Origin of the sequence: Mucilaginibacter sabulilitoris (assembly GCF_034262375.1) — a bacterium.
GTDB classification, from domain to species: Bacteria; Bacteroidota; Bacteroidia; order Sphingobacteriales; family Sphingobacteriaceae; genus Mucilaginibacter; species Mucilaginibacter sabulilitoris.
The window spans coordinates 4,472,933-4,486,592 of record NZ_CP139558.1 but is presented as its reverse complement, the minus strand read 5'-3'; the positions used below and the strand labels follow the sequence as shown (position 1 = coordinate 4,486,592).

7 protein-coding genes are annotated in these 13,660 nt (G+C 41.1%); all 7 read left to right on the top strand.

What is annotated here, in order from left to right; all coding sequences use genetic code 11:
• The first annotated feature begins 12 nt into the window (after positions 1-12).
• The 7 genes from SNE25_RS19185 (at position 13) to SNE25_RS19155 (ending at position 13,649) form a co-directional block, all read left to right on the top strand.
• Positions 13-1,023 (top strand): winged helix-turn-helix domain-containing protein, encoded by a 1,011-nt coding sequence (locus SNE25_RS19185; RefSeq protein WP_321560611.1) that lies wholly within the window; start codon positions 13-15, stop codon positions 1,021-1,023.
• Between the two features lie 9 nt (positions 1,024-1,032).
• Positions 1,033-2,631, top strand: a complete 1,599-nt coding sequence (locus SNE25_RS19180) for a solute:sodium symporter family transporter (protein ID WP_321560610.1) — start codon at positions 1,033-1,035, stop codon at positions 2,629-2,631.
• Positions 2,632-2,714: 83 nt separating this feature from the next.
• Entirely contained in the window at positions 2,715-4,181 is a 1,467-nt protein-coding gene (locus tag SNE25_RS19175) for a trehalase family glycosidase (protein ID WP_321560609.1), read from the top strand.
• Positions 4,182-4,199: 18 nt separating this feature from the next.
• The gene (locus SNE25_RS19170; protein ID WP_321560608.1) at positions 4,200-6,263 is read left to right on the top strand and encodes a hypothetical protein; all 2,064 of its coding nucleotides are present in this window, start codon (positions 4,200-4,202) and stop codon (positions 6,261-6,263) included.
• Between the two features lie 222 nt (positions 6,264-6,485).
• Complete coding sequence (locus SNE25_RS19165; protein WP_321560607.1) at positions 6,486-8,891, top strand: mechanosensitive ion channel family protein; 2,406 nt, start codon at positions 6,486-6,488, stop codon at positions 8,889-8,891.
• A 160-nt stretch (positions 8,892-9,051) separates the two neighbouring features.
• Positions 9,052-11,859 carry a hypothetical protein gene (locus tag SNE25_RS19160; protein WP_321560606.1) on the top strand — a complete coding sequence of 936 codons (2,808 nt, stop codon included), beginning with the start codon at positions 9,052-9,054 and terminating at the stop codon, positions 11,857-11,859.
• A 164-nt stretch (positions 11,860-12,023) separates the two neighbouring features.
• Complete coding sequence (locus SNE25_RS19155; RefSeq protein WP_321560605.1) at positions 12,024-13,649, top strand: M28 family peptidase; 1,626 nt, start codon at positions 12,024-12,026, stop codon at positions 13,647-13,649.
• Positions 13,650-13,660 lie beyond the last annotated feature (11 nt).

The window sequence follows — 13,660 nt, the reverse complement described above, 5'->3', positions numbered from 1 at the left end:
TCTATACGTGTAATGGATAAAATTATTCAAGAAATAAAAAAACTGACAGACGTGCCTTCCTATTCAAAGCACGACAGGTTTGTTCAGGGTATGATCAATGCCATTAACGAAAAGATAATTGTGCAGGATGAAATGCTGCCATCGGTGAACAAACTGATCAAGGAACTTGGTTTTTCAAGGGAAACTATAATGAAAGGCTATAAAGACCTTATCAGTCGCGGTATTGTTGAATCGAAGAACCGCCTTGGATATTTTGTTGGCAACGGCAATACAGAGCAAACCCTTAATGTAGCGTTGCTTATGTATAACCTCGATACATTTGAGGAACAGTTTTACCGTAATTTTCGCCATACGTTGGGTTCCAATATTCATTTAAGTACATATTTTCATCATGGTGATATTGAAATATTTGAAACCATCCTCACGCAAATAAAGGCTAAGTATGGCATGTATGTTATTGCACCTATCCCTCATCCAAAAACGAAGGAGCTGTTAGATATTATTCCGCGCAATAAGCTGTTAATGTTTGACCGCTTTGAACCGCTTGATGGAGATTTTAACCACATAACACAGGAGTTCGGGCAATCTTCATACGAGGTTTTTTCAAAGCTGGCACCGCAAATAAGACAGTTTAAGGAGATGGTATTTTATCACTCTCCCGATTCGTTAGACCCGAAGGAAATTGTGCAATCCTTTAAAAAATTCCTGAAAGACTTTAACATAAAAGGCCGCGTGGAACGTGAATACATACCAGGATCTGTAGAAAAGGGGAAGGTTTATTTTACGCTGGACAACTTTGCACTTTGGCAGATCATGCGCGATTGCAACAGCCAAAAATTAAAGCCAGGAAAGGATTTAGGTGTACTTTCACACAATGACGAACCTGCAAAGGAAATTATCGGTATAACCACTTTTTCGGCAGATTTTTCTAACATGGGTAAAATGGCCGGGCTTGCTGTGCTTAATAAAGAAAAAATACAGCTAACGGTTCCTATGATCTTGTTTGAAAGAAGCACACTTTAAAAATTCAAAATGAATTGGCTGGTGATTGCAAGTTTCCTGTTTTTTATCGGTATCCTGTCGTTTGCTTCCTGGTATAAATTACGACGAAATAAGCTCAAGACTGTTAATAGCCTTTTTATGGCCGACAGGAGTCTGAGCTTTTTACTGGTTGGCGGTGGCTTGTTATTTACCAATATCAATACCGCGACCATAATAGGGGAAAACGAGCTTTCTTATACCCATAACATGTCGGTGATGGCCTGGGGTATAACCTCCGTATTAGCTATGCTGATAGTGTCTGAGTTTTTGATGCCATTATATCTCAAATTGGGCATAGCTACCACACCAGATTATCTCACTGCACGTTATGGTCAGGGGATGGGAAAGCTTGTATCTATCATCTTCCTCATTAGTTATATTATTAATTTATTACCATCAGTGCTGTACAGCGGGGCAGTAGCCTTCAATGGTTTATTTCATTTTTCAGAAATTTTAAAAACGGATTACTGGACAATCATCTGGATACTGATCTGGGTTATGGGTACAATTGGCTGCTTGTACGCCATACTTGGTGGTATGCGAGCTATCGCAATTTCAGATACTCTGCTTGGTCTTGGCATTTTTGCCGGCGGGCTGTTGTTGCCCATATTCGCGCTCAGATATCTTGGGAATGGCAGCATATTGCTGGGCCTGCATACTGTGCTGAATGTACATACACAACATTTAAACAGTATCGGTTCATCTTCAGATCCTATTCCTTTTAGCACCTTGTTTACAGGTATGTTACTCGTAAACCTTTACTATTGGGGCACCGAACAATATATTGTTCAGCAAGTACTGGCATCAAAGGATCTGAAAAATAGCCAGAAAGGCATTGCCGTGGCCTGTTTTGGCAAGCTCATTTCTCCGTTACTTTTAAATGTTCCTGGCTTAATTGCAGTGCATATTTTTACCAACATGCATAACCCAACAGAGGTATTCCCGAAACTGGACAGCCTGGTTTCGCCGCCTTTTATAGCCGGGTATATTGCCGCCATTATTTTCGGCGCGGCCTTAACCACTTTCAATGCTGGTCTTAACAGTTCAGGTACATTGTTTGTATTGAACATTTATAAACCCTGGCAGGAAAAACATTCCAGGCAGGTGTCAGAGAAACAATTGATCAAAACGGCCAAGAAGTTTGAGATTATTGTTTGCCTGGCGGCTATGTTTATTGCACCCTTTATCATATTTGTAAAAAATGGCTTTTATACTTATGTACAAATAGTTAACGGCTTTTTTAACGTGCCCATTTTTACTATTATGTTCATTGGGTTTATGACCAAAAAGGTTCCGGCGCTTGCAGCAAAGGTTGGTCTGGCTTTTTTTATTATTACTTATGGCCTTACCCAGTTGGTATTTGATCTGCATATCCATTTTCTGCATATCCTGGCCATTTTGTTTGTGGTAACCTGTGGTATTATGCTCGTTATTGGTAAATTATATCCTATGCCGGTTCCTTATCAGCAAAAATTGAACAACCTGGTAAATATTGAACCCTGGAAAAACCGGCACCTATACAGCGGAATCCTGCTTGTGTTAATGATATTGATGTTTATTTTGTTTTCACCATTAATTCTTGCAAAATAAATTTTGACCATCTAAGTATATTTTCTATTTTTATAGAATAGACCAGAATAGACTTATTTTAATTTTATTAAACCAATTACATTATGCGCCCCATCATTTCCTTTGCCTGCAGGAAGCTTTGTTTTTTAGCTATTGTTTGGATCTTGTCTTCTACCATTGCATATGCCCAGGAGGCAGACGTAAAGTTCACATCTTCAGACAAGAAAATGGAGCGGGCTTTTGTATGGGCTAAGGGTATGGCACTGCATTACAAAGGTAAAGTGGGCGATCCTGTAGGCCCATGGTATGAGTCGGCATTGCCGCCGAGGGAGGCATTTTGCATGCGTGATGTATCGCATCAAAGCATCGGTGCCGAAATATTAGGACTAAGCAAGGAGAATCATAATATGTTCACTTTGTTTGCAAGCAATATTTCTGCTTCAAAAAATTGGTGTACTTATTGGGAAATGAATAAATGGGCTAAACCTGCGCCTGAAGATTATAGAAATGATAAGGAATTCTGGTATAACCTGACCGCTAATTTCGACCTCATAGATGCTACCTGGAGACTGTATTTATGGACAGGGAACAAATATTACATCAACGATAAGGCTTTTACTAATTTTCAGGAAAAAACCGTTAAGGATTATATAGATAGCTGGGTACTCGACGCCGATTCTTTATTAACACGGCCTGCACACCCTAATGCGCCGGTTCCCTTTAATGAAGAAGATTCGTTTCATCGTTGCCGCGGATTACCTTCCTATTCGGAAGGCGTACCCAATTTAAAAACCGGTGTTGACCTTGTGGCTGCACTTTACCGCGGCCTGCTTACCTATTCGGAAATACTCGCGGCTAAGAGAGCTACAAAAGAAGCTGCTTTATATGCACAAAAGGCCGAACGTTACAGGCAACGTCTGGAGGCCGATTGGTGGGACGAAAAAGATGGACGATATTATACCTATTACGGTAATGATCACAAATTCGGGAAAGACGAGGGCGAAACTTTTCTGCTATGGTTTGATGCATTGAAAAACAAACAACGGAGGGAGCAAACCATGATGCATATCGCCTCAAAAACATGGAATGTGGAGAATACATCTTATCTGCCTTACCTGTTTTACAAGAACGGTAACTGGGATAAAGCGAGAGATTATATCCTGTATCTTGCTGATCCCTCTACCGAAAGAAGGGAATACCCTGAAGTTTCTTTTGGGGTTGTAGAAGGTGTTATACAGGGTTTAATGGGTGTTAAGCCCAACGCGCAATCCGGCATTGTTAGCACCATTTATAAAACTAATGGAAGCGGCAATGCAACCGTAACACACCTGTCTTTGCTAAATACAACGATAAATTTAACACACAATAGCAAACGCCAGTCAACCTTATATAACGGAGGCGAACAGCAATTGAAATGGAAAGCCATGTTTTATGGGATTTATAAAACAGCTAAAGCTAACGGAAAATCCACATCTGTACACAAGGAAACAGATGAGCAGGGTAAAACAATCTCATTTATAGTAGTGGTTGTAGAACCCGGAAAAGCGGTGAACGTAAAGGTTGGAGACTAATTATAATTCAATAAATTAATGAAATTTTATATAAACAAGGCCCTCATAATTATACTGGTTGTTTTAGCTCAACATACGCTATATGCTCAGAAAACAATTTTACCCCAACAGAACGACAGGTGGTCTATTCAGCATGACGGCAGTATCGCATGGGATATCAAAGATCGCTTGCCACATGCTGATCATATTGAAATGTCGGGAGAAAAGGTATCTCTTTGGATAGCATATAGCGTAGATACCGCGGGGATTTCAAAAATTACCCGTACGGTAGTTTTCCCTACCTTTAGGATGCTGCCCGATGATACCAGGAGCCACATTGCTTATACTTTTGATGATAATGAACTGCCGCGCATCTATATCAACAATCAACTACTCAGATTTGATATTTCTCAAAAGAACGAATCCGGAGGGGCAGCCTATCAGCTAAAGGGCATTAATCAGCATGGCGTTATGCGCATGTCCGCACAGGCTGGCAACCCACCGCTGGTAAAAATTGAACGCAGCCTGTTTCCTTCTGTAGACAAGCCTTTAGCAATTGAGCGGTTTGAATTTTCCAATATCAGCAATAAACCGGTTACCATTTCTATAGAGAACCTGAAACGTAAAGTAACTACAGATACGCTTCGCAGCAAATCAGCACCACATACGGTTATCATGGAATCGGTAAATGATGGTAGCAGGATATTGCAGCCCGGGCAATCAACCGCTTTTGCTGTTTGCTATAGGGCAACGGATCATCCTTTGGTGCCGGTATCCATTTCCCCGGAGGCCGAAGAAAAAGCCCGTATGAAAAGAATTGCCCAAATCCTGTCACCATTGCAGCTGATAACACCAGATAGTATTTTAAACACCGAATTTGCGTTTGCCAAAATACGTGGAACCGAAAGTATATTTAAAACAAAAGGCGGGTATATGCATGGCCCCGGTGGCTTGTCTTATTATGCAGCTATATGGGCAAATGATCAGGCTGAATATATCAGTCCTTTTTTTGCCTTTTCGGGCGATAGCATAGGCAACTTGTCGGCTATGAATTGTTACCGGATGTTTGCCCGGTACATGAACCCGCAATATGAGCCGCTGCCCAGTTCTATAGTAGCAGAAGGGGATACGGTTTGGAAAGGCGCCGGCGACCGTGGTGATCAGGCTATGATTGCATACGGAGCTTCAAGATATGCCCTTGCCAATGGTAATGCCGATTCGGCCAAAGTATTATGGCCTTTAATAAGCTGGTGCCTGGAGTATAGCCGGAGACATATTAATAATAATGGTGTTGTGGAGTCGAAAAGTGACGAATTGGAAGGCCGGTTCCCATCCGGTAAAGCCAATCTTTCTACCAACAGTCTGTATTATGACGCGCTGGTCTCCGCAGCATTGCTTGGCAAGCAACTGCAGATACCTAAAAAACAAACGGATGCTTATACAAAACAGGCTACTGAATTGAAAAACAATATTGAAAAGTATTTTGGTGCCAATGTAGATGGATTTGAAACGTACAAATATTATGAAACAAATAATGTTTTACGTGCCTGGATCTGCATGCCGCTAACCATGGGCATTTACAATAGGAGTAAGGGTACTATAGATGCGTTGTTCTCACCCAGGCTCTGGACAGCCGACGGATTAGCTACTGAGGCAGGTAAGGATACTTTTTGGGACCGGTCAACACTATATGCACTGCGCGGGGTGCTGCAGGCTGGGGCAACGGAACGGGCAATGACTTTCCTGCATTATTACTCGCGCCGCAGGTTGCTGGGTGAGCATGTGCCATATCCGGTTGAAGCCTATCCCGAAGGTAACCAGAGGCATCTTTCGGCCGAAAGTGGCTTATACTGCCGTATATTTACAGAAGGATTATTCGGGATGCGGCCAACGGGCTTTAATAGTTTTGACTGTACACCCCGGCTGCCAAAAGGATGGAACGAAATAGCCCTGAATAATATTCACTCGTTTGGTGCAGTATTCGATCTGAAAGTAGTAAGACAATCAAATGATAAGGTTGCTATAAATATTATTACTAAGGGCACGAAACACACCTATACGGCAAAGGAAGGTGAAACGGTGCATGTGCTGATTAAACATTAACTACTTGCTGTAACAAATTTTATATCCTCATGACTTTTGAGTAATTTTTTTATTGCTTAACAATACATACTAACTATCATATAAAAGAAGTTTTTACATTTACCGGGCGAAATATAACTGTAATAACAAGAAATATTATTCAGATTTCGGCCAATATCGTATTGGTGTAAATAGTTTAATAGAACGACTTTTTATTGTTTAGCAAAACAAAAATTTCCCTTCATGAAGAACCACCTTCGCTGCCTGACCTTAGCTTGCTTACTATTAACGTTGTGTTTTGCGGCAATTGCCCAGGATAAAACAAAAAGTTTAAAACCCGATACAGCCAAACACGTGTATAATAACACTCGGCAAACAAAAAAAGGTGGCGGCATGTCATCCCTGTTTGCCGATTCGGCTAAGCTTACCAGCAGTGATTATCAGTTGCAGATTGAAAACACTTACATGTTACTCAATAATATAGATAACAAAAGTGAGCTGAGCCTGAATATCACCCAAATAAGAACAAAGCTAAAGGATGCTGATTCTGTTCTGATAGTTTTAAAAGATAATATCCTCAATAACAGTAGCGCTCTAAACCTGCGGAACCTGCAAGTGTTCAGGACCTTACTGCAGAATATTCAAAGTGACCTTAAAGAGCACCGCCAAATATTGGATAGTACGGATAACAAATTAACAGATCTCAAAGGTAGCATGAGAAAGCTGCGGTCTGATACAGTATTAAGACAGCTATTAAAGGATTCTGTGCTGAAACAGCAGTTTGCTCCACAATTAAAGGATATGCGCACGGTATGGCGTACCAGTACCGCAAAACTAAGGAGAAGCGCCGCCATAATAAACCGGCTGCAAACCCATACGTCATCCAGTACTATAACTACAGTACAATTACTCGAAAAAGTAAACAACCTGCTTACTACATCGGCCATCCGCATATTTGGTAAAGAGTATAATTATTTGTGGCAAAAAGATACTACCGCTGATGCAGCAAACGCCCGTTCTTCATTTAATAAAGCTTACCAGGGTGAAAAGAAAGCGTTGAACTACTATTTTAAAGACAGTGGTAATAAACGCTTGTTTTTGTTACTTATCGGCGTATTGTTCTTTATATGGATATACCGGAATATACGGATATTAAAACGCCGGAAAGCAATGCAAAGTATTAGTAATCTTGATTTTACCTATCTGCCATCCGGATTTATTATTGCCTCGTTTGTGGTGATGTTTTCTATCGCACCGCTGTTTGATCTGTATGCCCCCTCAACTTACATTGAGTCAATGCAGTTTGTGCTCATGATTATTCTTACCGTAATTTGCTGGAAAAAATGGCCGCGAGAATTGTTTCTCTATTGGATCGCAATGGTTGTTCTTTATATCTGCTTCTCCTTCACCCACCACATGGCCGATCCGGGATTCTGGCAACGCTCTTTATTAATCTTACTTAATATATTCTCTTTTACCTTTGGTTTGCTCTTCCTTTCAAAAATGCGGCAGAATTTGCATCTGAAAGGGTTTTTAAGGTTTGTGATCATCCTGCACAATGTTATGAATGTGCTGTCGGTGCTCTTTAATATATTCGGGCGCTTTTCGCTTGCTCAGATATTGGGCAACGCCGCCATATTCTCCTTTATGCAGGCAATAGGATTGGCTGTATTTAGCCAGATTTGCGTAGAGGCCATATTATTGCAAATAGTAGCCAGTCGTGTTAAACGCGGGTTTACTGGCGATTTTGAGCATGGACAAATCATTAAAAGTTTCCGCCGGCTTATTCTTTTCCTTGTGGTTATATTATGGCTTATTGTATTTACCACTAACCTGAATGTATATACCTCATTATTAGAAAACCTTACCGGCTTTTTGCATACGCCGAGAAGCATTGGTAATGCCACCTTCACCGTTGGAGGTGTAGTGCTCTTCTTCTTTATTATCTGGATGGCGCATTTACTGCAGCGGTATGTGGGTTACTTTTTCGGGGATACAGAAGATGAGGAGGAAGTGCACGATAAAGGGCAGCGCTCCCGGCTGTTAATCGCCAAGCTTGTTTTATTATGCCTCGGTTATTTGCTGGCAGTGGCTGCTTCAGGTGTACCGGTTGATAAGATCACGATTGTGATTGGCGCATTGGGTGTTGGTATTGGTTTGGGATTGCAGAACATCGTAAACAATTTTGTATCGGGCATAGTATTGATCTTCGACAGGCCTCTGCAAATAGGTGATATAGTGGAAATTGGCGATCAAACCGGAAGGGTAAGGGAAATTGGGTTACGTTCAAGTACTTTACTAACGCAGGAAGGAGCCGAAGTAATTATACCTAATGGCGATATACTCTCACAAAAGATTGTTAACTGGACGCTCACCAATAGCCAGCGCAGGCTGGAAATGGAACTGGTTGTGAGTGGAAATACGGATATGGAAGTAGTTTCGTCGGCCATCAAAAAAACTATCCGCGCATCTAAATATGTTTATCAAAGCCGAGAGCCACAGATATTATTTACAAAGGTTAATGAAGATGGATTTGATCTGAAGGCATATTTCTGGAGTACAGAAGTATCTAAAGCGGAAGAAGCAAAAAGCGAAATATTACTTTTATTGCACGAGAAACTGAATGCGGAAGGCATCTTTATAAAATAAGGAAAGGTTATTCATGAAAATTAGTAATTGTCCTGGTGCATAGGTAAATATTGACCTGCGTCATTTTCTTTGCGGCTCTTTTTCTGTAACTTTAGTTATATACATGATTATGCTTCGACGTTTACAGAATTGGGTCAATCGTCATTTCCAACCGATTTTTTTGTTACTGCTCACCGGCTTTCTGATTGTCGGGAGTATGACCCTGAAGGATAATTATCTCATTGTAACAAAATATACCCCTTCAGGCATCATCAACTGGGAATTCAATACCAGTAACGCTAAAAGAGATTCGATACTGAAGGAATGGCAGGCCGGATTCAAAAAAAACGAAGTTTACACCAGTAAGTCCACCTTCCCAAAAACTACAACCGGAATCGAGACAGTAACGTTGCAAAACAATGCCGATTATGGTTTTATTTTAGGCTACGTAGCCATTTTAATTATTTTAATAATCAGGATAGGCTGCCAGAAAGCAAATCCGCGGCGCCGGGTAATCCCTCAGAAAACAATTGTAATATATTCAGTTCTGGTTATAATAGCAGGAGTTATAGATGTATTTGAAAATATTTTAACCCAGAGGGCTCTGGTTAATTTCAGGCTCGGGGAAACACTGCCGGATGCCTGGACAATCAGCATTTTAGCATATACAAAATATCTGCTGTTCATTATTGTTTTTGGAAAGTTACTGTATGAGTCATTTAAACTGGGTAAACCCCGGTTTTGGCTCGATTACACATCAGCATGGCTGGCAAGGTTACTTAAGTATTCCTGGCGCTTTCGTCCTGTACTGATGACATTGATGGTTTTTTTCATGGGGCTTTTTATCAGCGACCAGGTTCAGGATATGCTGTTATCAATCAATACCTCCCGATGGGCAAGTTTCTATTTCTTAGCATCAATCACTTTGTTGGCTTTAATGTGCTGGCATCTGCCAAAAGCAATTGATAATTCGCTTAAAATAAGCTATAAGGCATTCTTTGTGGGCGCTGTTGATTTTAATATTCGTTTACCGGCAGGGCTAAGGCCATTAAGTAAGGTAGATACTGGTCGGTTACTGGGCGCTGCGGGATTCCTGATCCCGGCTACAGGTATTCTGCAAACCATGAATGCTTACCATATTGATTATCTGCTTAACGGAATTTCGCCATTGGTTTTACTGGTTGCATCTTTGATTTTTTATAAGATTGTATTAAGCTACCATTGGATTGAAAGGTTTTACATGCCCGGAGCCAAGGTTGTTTTATGGCGCTATTGGCTAAGCATAGGTTTATTGCTGTTTCCTATGATCATGTGGGGAGGAGGGTATGAGCAACAAAACCGGGAGCCTTATTTTCTTGCCTATCTTTCGCTTGATCTGTTCTTTTTGTCGGTGATATTTATGATTACCGTCACGCTTCGCACCAGTATTCCAGCTATAGCCGGGTGGCATATAGCACCATGGATAGTTTTTAGCGGATTGATAGCTACACTTTTTTTTATCCTGTGTAATTTCCCACCGTTTTTAGATACCATTACCAGTGGCAACCGTTTTTATACAATGCCGATAGTAATATGTGCCGCGGCAGGTTACTTATTGTTTTTTTCTTTTTTACTGTTTGCCGGTAAAAAAACAGGGATCAGTTTAATCACATTTTTATTGCTGTTTACACTTTACCGGTCAATAAGTACAATTACAGCATATCATGAGGCCCATATTCAAAAACAAAATGGCTATCACAAGTCACTTGATTCATTAAATACGTATACAGAACAATGGTTGTATAGTCGCAAACAGGAGATTAAGGATTTTGTTGCCCGTAATCCAGGTAAGCCATATCCTGTGTTTTTTGTAAATGCTTATGGGGGAGGCATCCGGGCTACGGTATGGACAACCATGGTTATAGGCACGCTGGATAGTTTGTTAAAAAGTCAGTACAAAAGAGGGATTTCTGCAAAAGGCTTTCAGCATTACGTTTTTTCTTATTCAGGTGCGTCAGGCGGTACCATTGGCCTGTCTTTACTTTGCAATGCCCGCTATCAATACAGGCAAAATACAGTAAATGATACAGTTTTTTATCCGCTTAATTCCCTTGCGATTTACCAGAATGATTATCTTACTTCAAATATAGTTGCTTTGCTTGGCCGGGATATGCTGGCATCGTCATTGGGTATAGCACCCTGGGCAGACCGGGCACGACTCATGGAACAGGATTGGGAAAGGCATACCCATACACATAACCTGGATATGAAAATTACTATGGGGAGGCTATGGAAGCATAGTAATTATGAAGTACCATTATTATTTGCCAATACTTTTGATGTAGATAGCGGCAAAAAAGGTATAACAGCACCGGTGATATTGGATAGCCTTGATTTTCCTTCTACTGTATTCCTGGAACAGGAAATTGAAGATCCTGGCGATTTGCGCCTGAGTACAGCGGCTTTTCTTAGTGCCAGGTTTCCGTATATAAGTCCAACCGCAAAGTTAAATGGCAAACATCATTTTACCGATGGCGGTACCTGGGATAATTCAGGTGCTGAAACTTCACTGTCGGTGTTAAACGTATTTGAAAGGATACGAAGTAAACTGATAAAGGAAGATACCATATTTAATCACATACAACCTCAGTTCCTTTCGCTCCCTAATTCTGTGGAGCGAATGGAACCTACCGGCAAGCCCGGGAACTTGTTTGAGCCACTGGCGCCGCCGGTAGGTATATTAAACAGCAGGGTAGGATATATGAAAAAATCAGATGATTGGAACTATTCTCTTTCCCGCATAAAAAATTATGGTTTTTACCAGTTCAGACCAACAGCCGAACGGGTGCCGAATACCAGTATCTGGCCGGTATTGCCGCTTGGCTGGCAAATTTCAGATTACGCCATGACTCGCATGCGGGTTAGCATTTTAAGAGATAGTTCAACCATTAATAAGGTACTTGCGCGTTTTGGCACCGCTGGAAAGCCTACTGTAAAAACAAAGCAATAACTTTTACCGGTTAGTTCTAATTCATGTGCATGTGTATGCCCTTGTACTGGCCCAATTTGTATTCTTATTGTTCATTTACATCAATATCACTAAAAACTTGCCTGTAAAAGCGTTAGTTAATATCTTGGCCAATATTATAATTGACAATGTTATTTATTTAAGTGATGATTAAATTTTGTTTCTTGTTCCTGTTTATTGTTACAATTGGTAATGCGTTATCGGCCCAGCAGCTAAAATTAAGTACAGATGTTGAGCGGTCATTAAAGCTGGTTTCTCCCGAACAAATAAAAGCAGATATTACCTATTTGGCCGATGACAAGTTGAAAGGACGGGCACCAGGGACTGAAGGTTATCAAATGGCTGTAGATTATGTTGTTGCACAATTGAAATCGCTTGGTGTTAAACCTGCAGGCGAAAATGCCACCTGGTTACAACAGGTGAAAATGCGTAGGGCATTTACCAGTAACCCTGTTTTATCATTAAATAGTGGTCAGTTTAATAATTTGATTTTGCGAGATGATGCCTATGTGATCTATCCTAACCCGGCAAATCCAGCTGTGAGGACCTCGGGCGACCTGGTATTTGCAGGGTATGGCATCACTGAACCAACTCTTGGATATGATGATTATGCCGGACTGGATGTAAAAGGGAAAATTGTATTGGTGATGCGTGGAGCCCCGGAAAAATTTCCGTCTTCGGTCGCTGCACATACGATGAGTACGGCTCAAATTTTGAAGGTTGCTGCCGAGCACGGTGCAATAGGCGTTATGATGGGACAGGCTGATTCAACAATGAAATTAAATAATATTAGCAAGGGCATTTATAGCGTGCTTGATAACCAGGACCGCGTGGCTGTATCCCGTACTTATTACTCTGATCAAATAAGCGTATTTTGTAGTGTTAATTATGATTTGTTTAATATGTTGCTGGGCAGCGCCGGTAAATCGCTGTCCGATATTACAAGCCATCTGAAAGCCGGACAAGCTCACTCATTTGCTTTAAATGTGGGTGTAAATATTTCATATACTTCACGTTATCAGGATGTTACAAGCTATAACGTTGTTGGCAAAATACCTGGCACAGACCCTATACTAAAATATGAGTATGTAGTACACAGTGCTCATTTAGATCATTTGGGAGTAGGTGAACCTATAGAAGGTGATTCTATATATAATGGTGCGCATGATAACGCTTCGGGGGTAGCCAGTTTATTGGCTATTGCCAGGGTATATAAGAATATTAAAATAAAACCCAAACGGTCAATACTCATGGTGTTGGTAACAGGCGAAGAATCCGGCGACCTGGGATCGGGCTATTTTGCAAAATACCCAACAGTACCTGTTAAAAATATGGTTGCGGACATTAATACCGATATGCCCACTATTATAGCTCCTTTATTATCAATTACTGCTTTAGGTGCCGAACATTCTTCACTGGCTAACCAGGTTACACAAGCGGCAGATCATCTTGGCTTAAGTGTTGAGCCCGATCCTGAGCCTGCTCAGTCGCGTTTTACCCGAAGCGATCAGTATAGTTTTGTTTTACAGGGTATCCCGGCCCTGCATATTAAATATGGCAGCAAAACGGCTGATGGCAAAAACAATATGAATGAAATTGTGGCGCCTTGGCGGGCTAAATATTATCATAAGCCCCAGGATGATATAAACGGCATTTTTGATTTTGAGGCGGGAAAAAAATATGCCCAGCTCAACTTTCTGATCGGGTACCTCGTGGCGCAGAATCCTGACCGGCCAACGTGGAATCCGGGAGATATATTTGAGCAAAAGTAATTGCGCAGGAA